Origin of the sequence: Streptomyces sp. NPDC006261, assembly GCF_040613515.1 — a bacterium.
Classification (GTDB): domain Bacteria; phylum Actinomycetota; class Actinomycetes; order Streptomycetales; family Streptomycetaceae; genus Streptomyces.
In genome coordinates this window covers 72,170-88,095 of sequence record NZ_JBEXSI010000027.1, presented here as the reverse complement: position 1 = coordinate 88,095, position 15,926 = coordinate 72,170, and the positions used below count along the sequence as shown (strand labels likewise).

The following is a 15,926-nucleotide window of genomic DNA, read 5'->3' as shown; positions in this document are numbered from 1 at the left end:
GGGATGAGCGATCCCGGCAACTACGTGGGCAGCGCGGACCGCAGCATCGGGCAGCTGGTCGCCTCGGCGACGGCCGAGATGTCCGCGCTGGTGCACGACGAGATCGCCCTGGCGAAGGCTGAGGTCCGCCAGGACGTCAAGCGCGGGGTGATCGGCAGTGTCGCGTTCATCGTGGCGGGCGTGCTGCTCCTGTTCACGATGCCGATGCTGAGCTTCGCCGCCGCGTACGGCATCCACAATCTGGGCCTCGGCCTGGCCTGGTCGTTCCTGATCGTGGCCGGCGGGTTCATCCTTCTGGCGGCACTGCTCGGGCTGGTCGGCTGGCTGAAGTTCAAGAAGGTCAAGCCGCCGGAGAAGTCCATCGCCTCCGCCAAGCAGACCGCCGCCGTCCTGCAGAAGGCGAAGCCCCACCCGCGCCCGGCCATCGAGGCCGACGCGATCCTCAAGCGCTCCGGCTCCAGCCTCGCCGCGGGTACGGACGTCGAGAGCCTCCCCGGTAAGGACAAGGCCTCCGCTGTGGCACGCTCCTCCACATGACGGTTTCCGATTCCAGCGCATCCGGCCCTGCCGGGTCGGCGAGCCCGCAGGGTTCGGCCGGCCCGGCGGGCTCATCGACAAGCCCGGTCGGCGCCGGAGGCCCCGTACGGCTCGACGGCCCCTGGATCCACCGTGACGTGGCGGCCAACGGGGCACGGTTCCACATCGCCGAGATGGGCGAGGGGCCGCTGGTCCTCCTGCTGCACGGGTTCCCGCAGTTCTGGTGGACCTGGCGCCACCAGCTGCCCGCGCTCGCCGATGCGGGCTTCCGGGCCGTCGCGATGGACCTGCGCGGGGTGGGCGGCAGCGACCGGACGCCGCGCGGTTACGACCCCGCCAACCTGGCGCTCGACGTCACCGGGGTGATCCGCTCCCTCGGTGAGCCGGACGCGGCCCTGGTGGGCCATGACCTGGGCGGCTACCTCGCCTGGACGGCCGCCGTGATGCGGCCCAAGCTGGTGCGCCGGCTCGCCGTCTCGTCCATGCCCCACCCGCGCCGCTGGCGCTCCTCGATGCTGTCCGACTTCGCGCAGTCGCGGGCGGGCTCCTACATCTGGGGCTTCCAGCGCCCCTGGCTGCCGGAGCGTCAGCTCCTCGCGGACGACGCCGCCCTGGTGGGCCGGCTGGTCCAGGACTGGGCCGGGCCGCGTACCCCGGAGTTCCCCGACGAGGAGACCCTGGCCGTCTACCGGCGGGCCATGCGCATCCCCTCGACGGCGCACTGCTCGATCGAGCCGTACCGCTGGATGGTCCGGTCGATGGCCCGTCCGGACGGGGTCCAGTTCAACCGGCGGATGAAGTGGCCCGTGCGCGTACCCACCCTGCACCTGCACGGATCACTCGATCCGGCGGTCCGCACCCGGAGTTCGGCGGGGTCCGGCGAGTACGTCGAGGCACCCTACCGGTGGCGACTTTTCGACGGTGTCGGTCACTTCCCCCACGAGGAGGATCCGATCGCCTTCTCCACCGAACTCATCAACTGGCTCAAGGATCCTGAGCCCGACCGGTAGCCGAGCACCCGCCAGGGGCACAGCCGTGCGACGAACAGCCACTTGCCTGCCGCATAAGCCAATTGGCTGACTCGCGCACGATTACCGACCTTGGGACACGGGCAGACGTCGGGGTATGGGCTGGACGCACGACTTCACTGACGAAGCACGCAACCGCCGCTCCACCGCGACCGCGGGTGCGAGCACTCATGAGGGGGGCGGCCCCCTGGGCCGGGTGCACGATGTGCAGGACCTTCATCATCACCGGCTCGGAAATCACCGCCTCGGGATCTCGCGCATCCTCCGCCGTCGGGCCCGCTGGGTCTCGGCGCGGCTGCGCCACCCCCGTGGCTGATCTCTCCGGTATCCCCTGACAACCCCACCCCCGCCGATCCGCATGCGCCGACCGGCGGGGGTTCTTCAGGGCCTTGACCGCCTCACAGGGCACAGCCCTGGCTGTCGACCTGCTGGTTGGCCGTGCGGCCGATCTCGATGTCCTCGCGGATCTCGTCGGCCGTCAGCGCGTACCCGGTGTCCGGGTCGTCGAGCGACTTGGCGAACACCACTCCGTACACCTTTCCGTCCGGAGTGAGCAGCGGGCCGCCCGAGTTGCCCTGGCGCACGGTCGCGTAGAGGGAGTAGACGTCGCGCAGGACGGTGCCCCGCTGGTAGATGTCGGGGCCGTTGGCGTCGATTCGGGCGCGGACCCGGGCGGACCGTACGTCGTAGGCGCCGTTCTCCGGGAAGCCGGCGACGATCGCGCTGTCGCCGCTCTGCGCGTCGTCGTTCGTGCCGGTGAACTCCAGCGGCGCGGCCCGGAGGTCGGGCACGTCCAGCACCGCGATGTCGCGCTGCCAGTCGTAGAGGACCACCTTGGCGTCGTAGAGCCGGCCCTCGCCGCCGATCTGGACGGTCGGCTCGCTGACGCCGCCCACAACGTGGGCGTTGGTCATCACACGGCGGTCGGAGAAGACGAAGCCCGTGCCTTCGAGGACCTTGCCGCAGCTCGGGGCCGTACCCACGACCTTGACGATCGACTTCTTGGCACGGGCGGCCACCGGGCTGCCCACCAGTGCCGGGTCCGGGGGCTTGACCTCGGTGATCGGCTCGTTGGCGAAGGGGCTGAAGACCTGCGGGAAGCCGTTCTGCGCGAGGACGGAGGAGAAGTCCCGGAACCAGGGCGGCGCCTGTTGGGGCATCACCCGGGAGATCCCGAGCAGGACCGAGGAGTTGCGGACCTCCTTGCCGAGGGTCGGCAGCGAGGTGCGGGCCAGCGGCAGGGCGATCAGCCAGGCGACCAGCAGCATGGCCACCACGTTGACCAGGGCGCCGCCGGTGGCGTCCAGGGCACGGGCCGGTGACCAGGTGATGTACCTGCGGAGCTTGTTGCCCAGGTGGGTGGTGAAGGCCTGCCCGATCGAGGCGCAGACGATGACGACGACGACCGCGCCGATGGCGGTCGCCGTGGAGACCTCCGCCCCCTCGGTCACCCGGTCCCAGATGATCGGCAGCAGATAGACGGCGACGAGACCGCCCCCGAGGAAGCCGATCACCGACAGGATGCCGACGACGAAACCCTGTCGATAGCCGATGACCGCGAACCATACGGCGGCGAGCAGCAGCAGGATGTCCAGCACGTTCACCGTCAATAGCCTCGCAGTTTCGTCACCTGGCCCGTCGGGGGTGACGGGGTCCGGGCCGGGCCCGGTACAGCGCAGCAGGACAGCCAGCGTGTCATGTGCGCCAGTCGAGCGGCACCTGTCTCTCCTGGTCCCACGGGCGTTCCCAGCCCGCGAAGTGCAGGATCCGGTCGATCACTCCGGCCGTGAATCCCCAGACCAGGGCCGATTCGACCAGGAAGGCAGGGCCGCTGTGGCCGCTCGGATGTACGGCCGTGGCCCGGTTGGCCGGGTCCGTGAGATCCGCCACGGGAACGGTGAAGACCCGGGCCGTCTCGGCCGGATCGACCACCCCGACCGGGCTGGGCGCGCGCCACCAGCCGAGCACGGGCGTCACGACGAAGCTGCTGACGGGGATGTACAGCCGGGGCAGCACGCCGAAGAGCTGGACGCCCCGGGGATCGAGGCCGGTCTCCTCCTCGGCCTCGCGCAACGCGGCACGCAGCGGCCCGGTGGTGGCCTGGTCGCCGTCGTCGGGGTCGAGGGAGCCGCCGGGGAAGGACGGCTGGCCGGGGTGGGAGCGCAGGGTGCCGGCGCGCTCCATCAGCAGCAGCTCGGGGCCGCGCGCGCCTTCGCCGAAGAGGATCAGGACGGCGGACTGCCTGCCCGCCCCGCTCTCGGGCGGCAGGAAGCGGCTCAGCTGCTGCGGGCGGACGCTGCGGGCGGCCTGGGCCACGGGGTCGAGCCAGGCGGGCAGGCCCGCGGTGGTCACGTCGACCGCCGCGCGGTCGAGCGCCGCACGGGTGTCCGCGTCTGCGTCCGTGTGCGTGTCCGTGTGCGTCATCGGCACCCCCTGGTTCCCCTGGTTTCACAACGCCTGTCGTCGGCCATTTCGTTCCGAGTCATTTCGTGGTTCGTCGGGAGGGTGCTCGGTGCGGCACTCCCTCATACGGCTCCCAGGGCGGGCGCCGGCTTGCCCGGGAAGTCGGGGGGCGGGCTGAGCCGCTGGCCCGGATAACCGCCCATCTCGTACTTCAGCAGCTTCACGGCTTTTTCGGGATCGGTCTCCCCCTCACCGTACGAAGGGCAGAGAGGGGCGATGGGGCAGGCGCCGCAGGCCGGTTTCCGGGCGTGGCAGATGCGGCGGCCGTGGAAGATCACCCGATGGGACAGCATCGTCCACTCGCTCTTCGGGAAGATGTCGGCGATCACCGCCTCGACCTTCACCGGGTCCTCCTCGTCCGTCCACTTCCAGCGCCGGACCAGGCGGCCGAAGTGCGTGTCCACAGTGATGCCGGGGACCCCGAAGGCGTTGCCCAGCACCACGTTGGCGGTCTTGCGGCCGACGCCGGGCAGCTTGACCAGGTCCTCCAGCCGGCCGGGGACCTCGCCACCGAAGTCGTCCCTCAGGGCTGCGGCGAGGCCGAGGAGCGACTTGGTCTTGGCCCGGAAGAATCCGGTCGGCCGGATCAGCTCCTCCATCTCCTCCGGGACGGCCGCCGCCATGTCCTCGGGCGTCGGGTAGGCGGCGAAGAGCGCGGGGGTGGTCTGGTTGACCCTCAGGTCGGTGGTCTGGGCGGAAAGGACCGTGGCGACGAGCAGCTCGAAGGGGTTGCGGAAGTCCAGCTCGGGGTGGGCATACGGATAGACCTCGGCGAGCTCCCGGTTGATGCGGCGGGCGCGGCGGACCAGCGCGAGGTGCGATTCACCCTTGGGGATCTTGGGCGCCTTGGGCGCCTTGAGGGTTTTCGACGCCGTGGACGTCCTGGACGCTGTGGTCGCCTTCGAGGCCTTGGGCGGTGTCGTTCCGGACTCTGACGATGTCACTGAGGACCTCCTGGCCGACTTCGAGGCCGGCTTCCCCGGCCCTCCAGGGAGCCATTTGCGGCACTCTCCGGGCGAATCGGGGAGTGTTCGCCCACAGCGGAATCACGCCTCCCCGACACCCCATCAGCCCCCTCGGCCCGTGTACTCCCCGGCATTCTGGACACCCGGCCAGCCTAGAGCCAGCCACTGACAACCGCCCCGGTCACCACGTATCCACCCCCGATCGGCCCCCTGCCGTAGGGACCGGCACGCCCGTGCGTCAAACTGGTTTGTGATTGATCGCACTGTTTTACCGTCCGGCATGATGGGGACCACGGTTCCCTGAACAGGCCGACAAGGAGAGAACTCGTGGACGACGTTCTGCGGCGCGCCCCGCTTTTCGCGGCGCTCGATGATGAGCAGGCCGCGGAGCTCCGCGCCTCGATGAGTGAGGTGACCCTCGCGCGCGGCGACGCGCTTTTCCACGAGGGCGACCAGGGTGACCGCCTGTACGTGGTCACCGAGGGCAAGGTGAAGCTCCACCGCACCTCGCCCGACGGGCGCGAGAACATGCTGGCAGTGCTCGGTCCCGGCGAGCTGATCGGTGAGCTTTCGCTCTTCGACCCCGGCCCGCGTACGGCGACCGCCTCCGCGCTGACCGAGGTCAAGCTCCTCGGCCTCGGCCACGGCGACCTGCAGCCCTGGCTCAACGCCCGGCCCGAGGTCGCCACCGCGCTGCTGCGAGCGGTCGCCCGGCGCCTGCGCAAGACCAACGACCAGATGTCCGACCTGGTCTTCTCCGATGTGCCGGGCCGCGTCGCCCGCGCCCTCCTGGACCTGTCACGCCGCTTCGGCGTCCAGTCGGAGGAAGGCATCCACGTCGTGCACGACCTCACCCAGGAGGAGCTGGCCCAGCTGGTCGGCGCCTCCCGCGAGACGGTCAACAAGGCCCTCGCGGACTTCGCGGGTCGCGGCTGGCTGCGCCTGGAGGCCCGCGCGGTCATCCTGCTGGACGTGGAGCGGCTGGCGAAGCGCTCGCGCTGACCGGGTGATGTGACCTGACGTGAGGGGCCCCGCGCCGACCGGAGTACGTCCGGCCGGCGCGGGGCCCTTCGTTCACGCGGCTCCCTGTAGGTTTCACGCGGGCGGCCTCAGATGAGCCCGTGCCCCGCGAGGTACTCCAGCTGGGCCCGTACCGACAGCTCCGCGGCCGGCCACAGGGAGCGGTCCACGTCGGCGTACACCCGGGCCACCACCTCCGACGGCGTACGGTGCCCCGCCTCCACCGCCGTCTCGACCTGGGCCAGCCGGTGAGCGCGGTGGGCCAGGTAGAACTCCACGGCCCCCTGCGCGTCCTCCAGGACCGGCCCGTGGCCCGGCAGCACCGTGTGCACGCCGTCGTCGACCGTCAGCGAGCGCAGCCGCCGCAGCGTGTCCAGGTAGTCGCCGAGCCGCCCGTCCGGGTGCGCGACCACCGTCGTACCGCGGCCGAGGATCGTGTCGCCCGTCAGCACGGCGCGGTCGGCGGGCAGATGGAACGAGAGCGAGTCGGCGGTGTGGCCCGGCGTCGGGACCACGCGCAGCTCCAGACCGCCGGTGGTGATCACATCGCCCGCCCCCAGGCCCTCGTCCCCCAGCCGCAGGGCCAGGTCCAGCGCCCGTACCTTCGTGCGCGTCAGCTCGGCGAACCGCCCCGCGCCCTCCGCGTGATCGGGGTGGCCGTGCGTGAGCAGAGTAAGGGCCACGCGGCGCCCGGACCGCTCTACCGCGTCGATCACGGCCCTCAGGTGTACGTCGTCGAGCGGCCCGGGGTCGATGACGACCGCGAGATCGGAGCCCGGCTCGGCGACGATCCAGGTGTTCGTGCCGTCGAGCGTCATCGCGGACGGGTTCGGCGCGAGGACGTTGACCGTACGGGCGGTCGCGGGCCCGGAGGCCACGGTCCCGCGCGGCTGTCCCGGGAGCGCGGCTGCGTCGCTCATTCCGCACCGCCGCTCTCGCCGGCCGTGGGTACGTGCTTGGTGAACTCGTCGTGTCCCGGCCAGCTCAGCACCAGCTCATCCCCCTCCAGGCGGGCCTGCGCGAGCACGGGAGTCATGTCCTGGACGTCCGCCGCCCCGAGCGCCTCGGCGGCCGTCCTGAACGGCGTCAGGGCCCGCAGCGTCGACACGGTGGGCGGCATCATCAGCAGCTCGCCCAGGTCGTAGCGGCGGGCCGCCTCGGCCGGGGCGATCCACACCGTACGGTCCGCCTCGGTGGACACGGCCCGGGTGCGCTGCCCCTCGGGGAGCGCGGCGACGAAGAACCAGGTGTCGTACCGCCTCGGTTCGAACTCCGGGGTGATCCAGCGTGCCCAGGCGCCCAGCAGGTCCGAGCGGAGCAGCAGTCCGCGCCGGTCCAGGAACTCCGCGAAGGACAGATCGCGGGCGACCAGCGCCTCACGGTCGGCCTCCCAGTCGGCCCCGGTCGTGTCGCTGACCACCGTCCCGGCGGTCTCCCCGGCGAGCAGGACGCCCGCCTCCTCGAAGGTCTCCCGGACCGCCGCACAGACGACGGCCTGCGCCTCGGTGACCGTCGCCACGCCGAGCCGGGCTGCCCAGTGCTCCAGCGAGGGCCCGGCCCACCCGATCAGCCGGTCGTCGTCGCGCGGATCCACGCCGCCACCCGGATAGGCGTATGCGCCTCCGGCGAACGCCATGGAGGTCCGCCGGCGCAGCATGTGCACCACGGGGCCGGGCGCCGCGCCCTGAGGCCCCAGATCGCGGAGCAGCATCACGGTGGCCGCCCGCCGGGGTGCCACGGCCGTCAGCTCGCCGGCGGCGAGCGCCCGGATCCGGTCGGGCCATTCCGGGGGGTACCACTGACCTTGGGACATGGCCGGAGGCTATCCGGAACCGGGCCGATGTTCGAGAGGCTCCGCGACCACCACGGGGCCCCGACCTGCCCCGTACACACACTGGTCTCCCGTACACACACGCCCCCGTACGCACGCGATCCCGCCCGGTCGCGGGACCGGACGGGATCGGGAAGAACTTCGGAAAAGAGGGCCGGTACGGCTCAGGCGTCGACGAGCTCGACCTGGACCTCGACCTCGACCGGGGCGTCCAGCGGCAGCACGGCGACGCCCACGGCGCTGCGTGCGTGCACACCCTTGTCGCCCAGGACCGCGCCCAGCAGCTCGCTCGCACCGTTGATCACGGCGGGCTGCCCGGTGAAGTCGGAGGCCGAGGCGACGAAGCCCACGACCTTCACGACGCGCTTGATCCGGTCCAGGTCACCGGCGACCGACTTCACCGCGGCCAGGGCGTTGAGGGCGCAGGTCTTCGCGAGCTCCTTCGCCTCGTCCGGCGTCACCTCGGCGCCGACCTTGCCGGTGACGGCGAGCTTGCCGTCCACCATCGGGAGCTGGCCCGAGGTGTACACGTACACCCCGGACTGCACGGCCGGCTGGTACGAGGCCAGCGGCGGCACGACGGCGGGCAGGGTCAGGCCGAGCTCGGCCAGCTGAGCCTCGACGGCGCCCGCCACTAGCCCTTCTCCCGCTTCAGGTAGGCCACGAGCTGCTCGGGGTTGTTCGGGCCGGGAACGACCTGGACCAGCTCCCAGCCGTCCTCGCCCCAGGTGTCCAGAATCTGCTTGGTCGCGTGCACGAGAAGGGGCACGGTCGCGTATTCCCACTTGGTCATGGGCCTGACTGTAACGCCTGGCACCCATGGTCCCGTGCGTAGCCCGGGGCCGGACTGGTTAGGCTCGAATACGTGAGCAGGTTCCAGGTCGTCAGCGGCAAGGGCGGTACCGGTAAGACCACGGTCGCCGCCGCCCTCGCGCTCGCCCTCGCGACCGAGGGCAGGCGCGTCCTCCTCGTCGAGGTCGAGGGCAGACAGGGCATCGCCCAGCTCTTCGATTCCGACGCGCTTCCCTATGAGGAGCGCCAGATCGCCGTGGCGCCGGGAGGCGGCGAGGTGCACGCGCTGGCGATCGACGCCGAGCAGGCGCTCCTCGACTACCTCCAGATGTTCTACAAGCTCGGCGGCGCGGGCCGGGCGCTCAAGAAGCTCGGCGCGATCGACTTCGCCACCACCATCGCCCCCGGCGTGCGGGACGTCCTGCTGACCGGCAAGGCCTGCGAAGCCGTACGCCGCAAGGACAAGCAGGGCCGGTTCGTCTACGACTACGTGATCATGGACGCCCCGCCGACCGGCCGCATCACGCGCTTCCTGAACGTCAACGACGAGGTCGCGGGGCTGGCCAGGATCGGCCCGATACACAACCAGGCCCAGGCCGTGATGCGGGTCCTGAAGTCCCCGCAGACCAGCGTCCACCTGGTGACCCTGCTGGAGGAGATGCCGGTCCAGGAGACCGCGGACGGCATCGCCGAACTGCGCGCCGCCGACCTGCCCGTGGGCCACGTCATCGTGAACATGGTGCGCCCCCACCTGGTCGACGAGGAGACCCTGCGCACCGCCGCGACCGGCCGCCGCAAGGAGATCGCCAAGACGCTGACCCGCGCCGGAGTGACCGGCTCCGCCGCCCTCGTACGGCCCCTGATCGAGCAGGCCTCCGAGCACGCCCAGCGCGTCGGCCTGGAGCGCGAGCAGCGCGCCGTACTGGCCGGGCTGGGCCTGCCGACGGCCGAGCTGCCGCTGGTCGGCGACGGGGTGGACCTCGCCGCACTGCACGACCTGGCCACGGAGCTCCGTAAACAGGGCGTAGGGGAAGGGGCGGATTCATGACACGGGCCACGGACCACACCCCGGAGCCGGCCCTCGGGGCGGCCTCCGGACTGGACACCGACGCGCTGCTCGACGACCCGGGCATCCGGATCATCGTCTGCTGCGGCTCCGGCGGCGTCGGCAAGACCACGACGGCCGCCGCCCTCGGCGTACGGGCGGCCGAGCGCGGCCGGAAGGCCGTCGTCCTCACCATCGACCCGGCCCGCCGGCTCGCGCAGTCCATGGGCATCGACCAGCTGGACAACGTCCCGCGCCGGGTCGAGGGCATCGCGGGCGAGGGCGAACTGCACGCCATGATGCTCGACATGAAGCGCACCTTCGACGAGACCGTGGAGGCGCACGCGGACGCCGAAAGGGCCCGCGCGATCCTGGAGAACCCCTTTTACCAGTCCCTGTCGGCCGGATTCGCCGGTACGCAGGAGTACATGGCGATGGAGAAGCTCGGGCAGCTGCGGGCGCGCGACGAGTGGGACCTGATCATCGTCGACACCCCTCCCTCGCGCTCCGCGCTGGACTTCCTGGACGCGCCCAAGCGTCTCGGCTCGTTCCTGGACGGAAAGTTCATCCGGCTGCTGATGGCGCCCGCGAAGGTGGGCGGCCGGGCCGGGATGAAGTTCCTCAACGTCGGTATGTCGATGATGACCGGCACGCTGGGCAAGCTGCTGGGTGGTCAGTTCCTGCGGGACGTGCAGACGTTCGTCGCCGCGATGGACACCATGTTCGGCGGCTTCCGCAGCCGCGCGGATGCCACGTACAAGCTGCTGCAGGCCCCCGGTACGGCCTTCCTCGTGGTCGCGACCCCGGAGCGGGACGCGCTGCGCGAGGCCGCGTACTTCGTGGAGCGGCTGGCGGCGGAGGGCATGCCGCTGGCCGGTCTCGTCCTCAACCGGGCGCACGGCAGCGAGGCCTCCCGGCTCTCCGCCGAGCAGGCGCTGGCCGCCGCGGAAAATCTTGACGACGCCCGCATTGTGGATCAGACGGCCGGGAAGGCTGGCCTTGGTGACCCGGAGGACCCCGGCCCTGCGGTCACCGCCCCCGAAGCCACCGCGCCGCCGCTCTCCCCCGAGCCTGAACCCGAGAAGACCGAAGAACACGACCACGGCCACGCCCACAGCCACGAGGACAAACACGAGCCGCATGCCAAAAGCGCGACGGACGGCACCGCCGAAGCCCCTGTGGACGTCGACGAACTGACGGCAGGCCTGCTGCGCCTGCACGCCGAGCGCATGCAGGTCGTCGCGCGCGAGCAGCACACACGCGACCGCTTCACCCAGTTGCACCCCGAGGTCCTGGTGACCGCGGTGGCCGCGCTGCCCGGCGATGTGCACGACCTGGACGGGCTGCGGGCCATCGGCGACCGGTTGGCGTCCGGTTCCGCCCCGGCTCCGGCCGGAGCGGCGTAGACCTCACGCAACGCCCTGTCCGAGCGACCCCAGCGCCCTACCCCACAGCGGCGTACGTCTCGTGCAGTTCGTCGTCCTCCAGCCCGATCACCGCGGGCAGAATGCCGGTGGACCGCTCGTACTCACTGCGTGCGGTCTCCAGCAAGCGGCGCCAGGACGTGACGGTGGGCCGGCGGCGCAGCAGTGCGCGGCGCTCCCGCTCCGTCATTCCGCCCCACACGCCGAACTCGACGCGATTGTCCAGCGCGTCGGCCAGGCACTCGGTCCGCACCGGGCATCCGGTGCACACCGCCTTGGCCCTGTTCTGCGCTGCCCCTTGTACGAACAGTTCATCCGGATCGGTAGTGCGGCAGGCTGCCTGCGCACTCCAGTCGGTTACCCAGCCCATGCCGGCGCCGTCCTCTCCCGAATCGAGGCTCCCCCACGGCGGTAGCGGCATATTCACCGCTGCCAGTTGAGGACGTTACGGAAGGTGGGGACAGCACAACACCCCCTTCGGGCCCAATCTTGAATGGTCCGAACGGACTATGTGTATGCGGCAGATCACCCAGGGGAGTGAGGGGAAGACATGCGCGACTATCTCCGCGAAAACGGGACAGTACACCCGAATGGCAACGGGCGTTCAGTGACACACAGGGCGATTTCGGGAGCGCCTCGATGTGCGGTTCACCGGTGCACCGGCCGGGAGAAGAATGACCAGAAGAGGTGCATGGGGCTGCACGGGGGTTGATACGGAACCGGACTGCTGTGACAGTTGCGAGCAGCTTAGGCCAAGGCCTGTCCGCCTGTCCGGCGAATGAGAACGTAGGCGCCGCACGTGCCTGTGCCGTTCGCCGTGCCGTCCTGCGCACCGGGTCCGCCAGCCCGGATGTCACGGTCTGGTACGCGAACGCTCCGAGAGACCCCCGCTCCTACAGAACGCTCATAATTACGGATTAGGCTGCCCCCATGCCAAAGAAGCGCTCGGGCGGGGGTCTCACCACGACCCAGCAGGCCGCCAAGTTCCTCGGTGTCGCCGCACTCTCCGGAGCTGTCCTGGCAGGCATCGCGCTGCCCGCGGCCGGAGCGTTGGGGCTCGCCGCCAAGGGGACGGTCGAAGGATTCGACGAGATCCCCTCCAACCTGAAGACTCCGCCGCTCAGCCAGCGGACCACGATCCTGGACCGCGACGGCGGGGCGATCGCGACGGTCTACTCGCGCGACCGCACGGTGGTCCCGCTCAAGGACATCTCCCCTTACATGCAGGACGCGATCATCGCGATCGAGGACTCCCGCTTCTACGAGCACGGGGCGGTCGACCTCAAGGGCATCCTGCGTGCGATGAACCGCAACGTACAGACGGGCGGGACCGCGCAGGGCGCGTCGACCCTCACCCAGCAGTACGTGAAGAACGTGTTCGTCGAGGAGGCGGGCGACGACCAGGAGAAGGTCGCGCAGGCCACCCAGCAGACGCTCGGCCGCAAGGTCCGCGAGCTGAAGTACGCGATCCAGGTCGAGGAAGAGCTCGGTAAGAAGAAGATCCTGGAGAACTACCTCAACATCACGTTCTTCGGCCAGCAGGCGTACGGCGTCGAGGCCGCGTCCCAGCGGTACTTCTCCAAGCACGCCAAGGACCTGCAGGTGGAGGAGGCCGCGCTGCTCGCCGGCATCGTCCAGTCGCCGACCCGCTACGACCCGGTCAACGACACGGAGGAGGCCACCAAGCGACGTAACACCGTGCTGGCACGGATGGCCGCCACCCGCGCCATCACGCAGGCCGAGGCCGACAAGGCCATGGAGACGCCGATCAAGCTGAAGGTCCGCAAGCCGAAGAACGGCTGTATCACGGCCGTCAGCGGCTCCGGGTTCTTCTGCGACTACGTACGCAAGACGATCCTGACCGACCCGGCGTTCGGCAAGACCGAGGAGGAGCGCTCCAAGCTCTGGAACCTCGGCGGGCTCACGATCAGGACCACGCTCGACCCGCGTGCCCAGCAGGCCGCCAACGAGGCCGCGACCGCGAGGGTCAACAGGGACGACAAGTTCGCGGCCTCCGTGGTGCAGGTGCAGCCGGGCAGCGGCAAGATCCTCTCGATGGGCCAGTCCCGCCCGTACGGCCTGGACCAGAAGCAGAACGAGACCGTGCTCAACCTAGCCGTCAGCAACAAGATGGGCGGCAGCACGTACGGCTTCCAGGTCGGCTCGACGTTCAAACCGTTCACCGCGGCGGCGGCGCTGGAGAAGGGCATCACCCCGGCGACGTCGTTCTCGACGGACTGGAAGATGACCCTCAAGGAGCAGGACTTCCGGAACTGCACCGGCTCCCCGGCGGGCTACGCGGACTGGCCCCTGCAGAACGAGCTGGAGTCCGAGAAGGGCTCCTGGGACATGACCAGCGCTCTCGGCAAGTCCATCAACACCTACTTCGCGCTGCTGGAGCAGAAGGCAGGCCTCTGCGAGACCGTGGAGATGGCGAAGAAGGTCGGCTACGAGCGCGGTGACGGCAAGAAGATCGGCGAGTACCCCTCGATCACGCTCGGCGGTGAGGTGAGCACCCCACTCTCCATGGCCGGCGCGTACGCCGCGTTCGCCAACCGGGGCACGTACTGCACGCCGATCGCCATCGAGTCGATCACCGACCCGAACGGCAAGAAGCTCAAGGTTCCGAAGTCGAAGTGCTCGCGGGCGATGAGCGAGAACACCGCCGACACCATCAACCAGATGCTCAAGGGCGTTGTCGAGGACGGCACCGGCACGCAGGCCGGCCTGAGCGACCGGGACAACGCGGGCAAGACCGGTACGACGAACGACCGCAAGGACGCCTGGTTCGTCGGGTACACGCCGAACCTCTCCACCGCGGTGTGGGTCGGTGACGACATCGGCGAGAAGAGCTCCATGTACAACGTCACCATCGGCGGCCGGACCTACGAAAAGGTCTGCGGTGGCTGCCTCCCGGGGCCGATCTGGAAGATCGCGATGACCGGCGCGCTGAACGCATCCGAGACACCGGCGTTCAACCCCGTCTCCGTCCCCCGGGCGAAGGTCAAGGAGGACAAGAAGAAGGAGGACGGCGACCGCGACGGTAACGGTGGCGGCGGCGAGGACCGCGAGGACGGCAAGCCCGGCCGCGACCGGCCCGGCGGCATCCAGCTCCCGCCCGGCCTGATCGGCGGCACCGGCGACGACGACCAGCGGGGCGGCGGCAGGTCCGGCCCCTGACCTGCTCATACGAGATGAATACAGAAGGGTGGGGCGCCCCGGTCGACGGACCGGGGTGCCCCACCCTTCTGCACGCCTGTACGGGGCTCAGCCCGCCAGGAGCCTCTTCACCGCGGTGGCGACCCGGCCGCCCTCGGCGAGGCCCGCCACCTTGGGGTTGACGATCTTCATGACGGCGCCCATGGCGCGCGGCCCCTCGGCCCCGGCGGCCTTCGCCTCCTCCACGGCGGACGCCACGATCGCGTTCAGCTCGTCATCGGTGAGCTGCTTGGGGAGGTAGCCGTCCAGCAGCTCGCCCTCCGCCTTCTCCCGCTCCGCCTGCTCGGTCCGGCCGCCCTGGGCGAACGCCTCGGCCGCCTCGCGGCGCTTCTTCGCCTCCTTGGCGATCACCTTCTGCACCTCGTCGTCGGAGAGCTCGCGCGCCGACTTGCCGCTGACCTCTTCCTTGGTGATCGCGGTGAGGGTGAGCCGAAGGGTGGACGAGGTCAGCTCGTCACGCGCCTTCATGGCCGTGTGGAGGTCTTCCTTGAGCTTGGACTTGAGCGTGGTCATGCCGTGATTGTGACAGGTGCGGGGTGCCCGCCGCCCTCCGGTTTTCCGCTCCAGGCGCCGTGTCTGCGACGATGGACACATGCGCGCACGCTACGGAGTACCCCTGAAAGTCACGGCAGTCGGCGCAGCGGTCGGTGCAGCCGGCCTCGCCTACGCCGCCGGATTCGAGGCCCGCTCGTTCCGCCTGCGGCGGGTCACCGTTCCCGTACTCCCGCACGGCGCACGTCCGTTGCGCGTCCTCCAGGTGTCCGACATCCACATGGTGAGCGGCCAGCGCAAGAAGCGCGCCTGGCTCCAGTCGCTGGCCGGCCTGCGCCCGGACTTCGTCGTGAACACGGGCGACAACCTCTCCGACCCGGAGGCCGTGCCCGAGGTGCTGGACGCGCTCGGCCCGCTGATGGAGTTCCCGGGGGTGTACGTCTTCGGCTCCAACGACTACTACGGGCCCAAGCTGCGCAACCCGGGCCGCTACCTCCTGGAGAAGGTCCAGGGCAAGCACGGCCTCAACGGCAACGCGCCCGCGGTCGGTGCCGTGCACAACCCGTGGGAGCCGATGCGCGACGCCTTCGACGAGGCGGGCTGGCTGAACCTGACGAACACCCGCGGCCGGCTCAAGCTGGACGGCACGGAGATCGCGTTCACGGGCCTGGACGACCCGCACATCAAGCGCGACCGTTACGCCGAAGTACAGGGCGGCCCTACGAGCGGCGCCGACCTCTCCATCGGCGTGGTCCACGCCCCGTACCTGCGCTCCCTGGACGCCTTCACGGCCGACGGCTACCCCTTGATCCTGGCGGGCCACACGCACGGCGGCCAACTGTGTATCCCCTTCTACGGGGCCCTGGTCACCAACTGCGACCTGGACACCGACCGGGTCAAGGGCCTGTCCAGCCACACGGTGGGCGACCACCGCGCCTACCTCCACGTCTCCGCGGGCTGCGGCACCAACCGCTACACCCCGGTCCGCTTCGCCTGCCCGCCGGAGGCCACGCTGCTGACGCTGGTGGGGCGGGACTGAGGGGCGCGGCCGGGGCGGGGGTCGGAGAAAGCGGATTTCGCCTCCGGCCGCGGGTGGGCTAAAGTAATCGA

Annotated in this window: 17 protein-coding genes; 8 read left to right on the top strand and 9 right to left on the bottom strand. The window is 70.4% G+C overall.

Features of this window, described 5'->3' with window-relative positions:
* Positions 1-3: 3 nt before the first annotated feature.
* The 3 genes from ABZ154_RS19555 (at position 4) to ABZ154_RS19545 (ending at position 1,881) form a co-directional block, all read left to right on the top strand.
* Positions 4-537 (top strand): phage holin family protein, encoded by a 534-nt coding sequence (locus ABZ154_RS19555; RefSeq protein WP_356834200.1) that lies wholly within the window; start codon positions 4-6, stop codon positions 535-537.
* A complete protein-coding gene (locus ABZ154_RS19550; protein WP_356834199.1) occupies positions 534-1,547 on the top strand; it encodes an alpha/beta hydrolase in 1,014 nt (337 codons plus the stop codon). Before ABZ154_RS19555 ends, ABZ154_RS19550 begins: the two co-directional genes overlap by 4 nt.
* 115 nt (positions 1,548-1,662) lie before the next feature.
* Complete coding sequence (locus ABZ154_RS19545; protein ID WP_356834197.1) at positions 1,663-1,881, top strand: hypothetical protein; 219 nt, start codon at positions 1,663-1,665, stop codon at positions 1,879-1,881.
* A gap of 82 nt (positions 1,882-1,963) precedes the next feature.
* On the opposite strand, the gene ABZ154_RS19540 is transcribed toward ABZ154_RS19545, so the two are convergent.
* The 3 genes from ABZ154_RS19540 to nth form a co-directional block, all read right to left on the bottom strand.
* Complete coding sequence (locus tag ABZ154_RS19540) at positions 1,964-3,169, bottom strand: MarP family serine protease (RefSeq protein ID WP_356834195.1); 1,206 nt, start codon at positions 3,167-3,169, stop codon at positions 1,964-1,966.
* Positions 3,170-3,260: 91 nt separating this feature from the next.
* The gene (locus ABZ154_RS19535) at positions 3,261-3,989 is read right to left on the bottom strand and encodes a CoA pyrophosphatase (protein ID WP_356834193.1); all 729 of its coding nucleotides are present in this window, start codon (positions 3,987-3,989) and stop codon (positions 3,261-3,263) included.
* A 101-nt stretch (positions 3,990-4,090) separates the two neighbouring features.
* Positions 4,091-4,972, bottom strand: a complete 882-nt coding sequence (gene nth / locus ABZ154_RS19530; RefSeq protein ID WP_356834191.1) for an endonuclease III — start codon at positions 4,970-4,972, stop codon at positions 4,091-4,093.
* A 348-nt stretch (positions 4,973-5,320) separates the two neighbouring features.
* On the opposite strand from nth, the gene ABZ154_RS19525 reads away from it, so the two are divergent.
* Complete coding sequence (locus ABZ154_RS19525; protein WP_003967450.1) at positions 5,321-5,995, top strand: Crp/Fnr family transcriptional regulator; 675 nt, start codon at positions 5,321-5,323, stop codon at positions 5,993-5,995.
* A 107-nt stretch (positions 5,996-6,102) separates the two neighbouring features.
* Here ABZ154_RS19525 and ABZ154_RS19520 read toward each other — a convergent pair whose 3' ends face one another.
* The 4 genes from ABZ154_RS19520 to ABZ154_RS19505 all read right to left on the bottom strand — a co-directional run bounded on the left by ABZ154_RS19520 (position 6,103) and on the right by ABZ154_RS19505 (position 8,637).
* On the bottom strand, positions 6,103-6,933 hold the full coding sequence (locus ABZ154_RS19520) for an MBL fold metallo-hydrolase (protein WP_356834189.1): 831 nt from the start codon (positions 6,931-6,933) through the stop codon (positions 6,103-6,105).
* On the bottom strand, positions 6,930-7,826 hold the full coding sequence (locus ABZ154_RS19515; protein WP_356834187.1) for an NUDIX hydrolase: 897 nt from the start codon (positions 7,824-7,826) through the stop codon (positions 6,930-6,932). The genes ABZ154_RS19520 and ABZ154_RS19515 overlap by 4 nt, the downstream gene beginning before the upstream one ends.
* Positions 7,827-8,008: 182 nt before the next feature.
* On the bottom strand, positions 8,009-8,479 hold the full coding sequence (locus ABZ154_RS19510) for a RidA family protein (protein WP_018514204.1): 471 nt from the start codon (positions 8,477-8,479) through the stop codon (positions 8,009-8,011).
* Positions 8,479-8,637, bottom strand: a complete 159-nt coding sequence (locus ABZ154_RS19505; protein WP_019888269.1) for a DUF4177 domain-containing protein — start codon at positions 8,635-8,637, stop codon at positions 8,479-8,481. Before ABZ154_RS19505 ends, ABZ154_RS19510 begins: the two co-directional genes overlap by 1 nt.
* A gap of 72 nt (positions 8,638-8,709) precedes the next feature.
* On the opposite strand from ABZ154_RS19505, the gene ABZ154_RS19500 reads away from it, so the two are divergent.
* Positions 8,710-9,684, top strand: coding sequence for an ArsA-related P-loop ATPase (locus ABZ154_RS19500; RefSeq protein ID WP_356834185.1), 975 nt, complete (start codon positions 8,710-8,712; stop codon positions 9,682-9,684).
* Positions 9,681-11,087: an ArsA family ATPase gene (locus tag ABZ154_RS19495; protein ID WP_356834183.1), complete on the top strand. Its 1,407-nt coding sequence runs from the start codon at positions 9,681-9,683 to the stop codon at positions 11,085-11,087. The genes ABZ154_RS19500 and ABZ154_RS19495 overlap by 4 nt, the downstream gene beginning before the upstream one ends.
* 37 nt (positions 11,088-11,124) lie before the next feature.
* On the opposite strand, the gene ABZ154_RS19490 is transcribed toward ABZ154_RS19495, so the two are convergent.
* A complete protein-coding gene (locus ABZ154_RS19490) occupies positions 11,125-11,475 on the bottom strand; it encodes a WhiB family transcriptional regulator (RefSeq protein WP_015609457.1) in 351 nt (116 codons plus the stop codon).
* 560 nt (positions 11,476-12,035) lie between these two features.
* On the opposite strand from ABZ154_RS19490, the gene ABZ154_RS19485 reads away from it, so the two are divergent.
* Positions 12,036-14,285, top strand: coding sequence for a transglycosylase domain-containing protein (locus ABZ154_RS19485; protein ID WP_356834181.1), 2,250 nt, complete (start codon positions 12,036-12,038; stop codon positions 14,283-14,285).
* A gap of 87 nt (positions 14,286-14,372) precedes the next feature.
* Here the strand turns inward: ABZ154_RS19485 and ABZ154_RS19480 are convergent, their stop codons facing one another.
* The gene (locus tag ABZ154_RS19480) at positions 14,373-14,837 is read right to left on the bottom strand and encodes a GatB/YqeY domain-containing protein (protein ID WP_356834179.1); all 465 of its coding nucleotides are present in this window, start codon (positions 14,835-14,837) and stop codon (positions 14,373-14,375) included.
* Between the two features lie 79 nt (positions 14,838-14,916).
* Here ABZ154_RS19480 and ABZ154_RS19475 point away from each other — a divergent pair, with 79 nt between their 5' ends.
* Complete coding sequence (locus tag ABZ154_RS19475; protein ID WP_356834176.1) at positions 14,917-15,855, top strand: metallophosphoesterase; 939 nt, start codon at positions 14,917-14,919, stop codon at positions 15,853-15,855.
* Positions 15,856-15,926 lie beyond the last annotated feature (71 nt).

Excerpts from the sequence above, each read along its gene's own strand:
- ABZ154_RS19555 (WP_356834200.1), top strand. The coding sequence starts at position 4 with ATGAGCGATCCCGGCAACTACGTGGGCAGCGCGGACCGCAGCATCGGG.
- ABZ154_RS19550 (WP_356834199.1), top strand. The coding sequence starts at position 534 with ATGACGGTTTCCGATTCCAGCGCATCCGGCCCTGCCGGGTCGGCGAGC.
- ABZ154_RS19545 (WP_356834197.1), top strand. The coding sequence starts at position 1,663 with ATGGGCTGGACGCACGACTTCACTGACGAAGCACGCAACCGCCGCTCC.
- ABZ154_RS19535 (WP_356834193.1), bottom strand. The coding sequence starts at position 3,989 with ATGACGCACACGGACACGCACACGGACGCAGACGCGGACACCCGTGCG.
- ABZ154_RS19520 (WP_356834189.1), bottom strand. The coding sequence starts at position 6,933 with ATGAGCGACGCAGCCGCGCTCCCGGGACAGCCGCGCGGGACCGTGGCC.
- ABZ154_RS19515 (WP_356834187.1), bottom strand. The coding sequence starts at position 7,826 with ATGTCCCAAGGTCAGTGGTACCCCCCGGAATGGCCCGACCGGATCCGG.
- ABZ154_RS19505 (WP_019888269.1), bottom strand. The coding sequence starts at position 8,637 with ATGACCAAGTGGGAATACGCGACCGTGCCCCTTCTCGTGCACGCGACC.
- ABZ154_RS19495 (WP_356834183.1), top strand. The coding sequence starts at position 9,681 with ATGACACGGGCCACGGACCACACCCCGGAGCCGGCCCTCGGGGCGGCC.
- ABZ154_RS19490 (WP_015609457.1), bottom strand. The coding sequence starts at position 11,475 with ATGGGCTGGGTAACCGACTGGAGTGCGCAGGCAGCCTGCCGCACTACC.
- ABZ154_RS19485 (WP_356834181.1), top strand. The coding sequence starts at position 12,036 with ATGCCAAAGAAGCGCTCGGGCGGGGGTCTCACCACGACCCAGCAGGCC.
- ABZ154_RS19480 (WP_356834179.1), bottom strand. The coding sequence starts at position 14,837 with ATGACCACGCTCAAGTCCAAGCTCAAGGAAGACCTCCACACGGCCATG.
- ABZ154_RS19475 (WP_356834176.1), top strand. The coding sequence starts at position 14,917 with ATGCGCGCACGCTACGGAGTACCCCTGAAAGTCACGGCAGTCGGCGCA.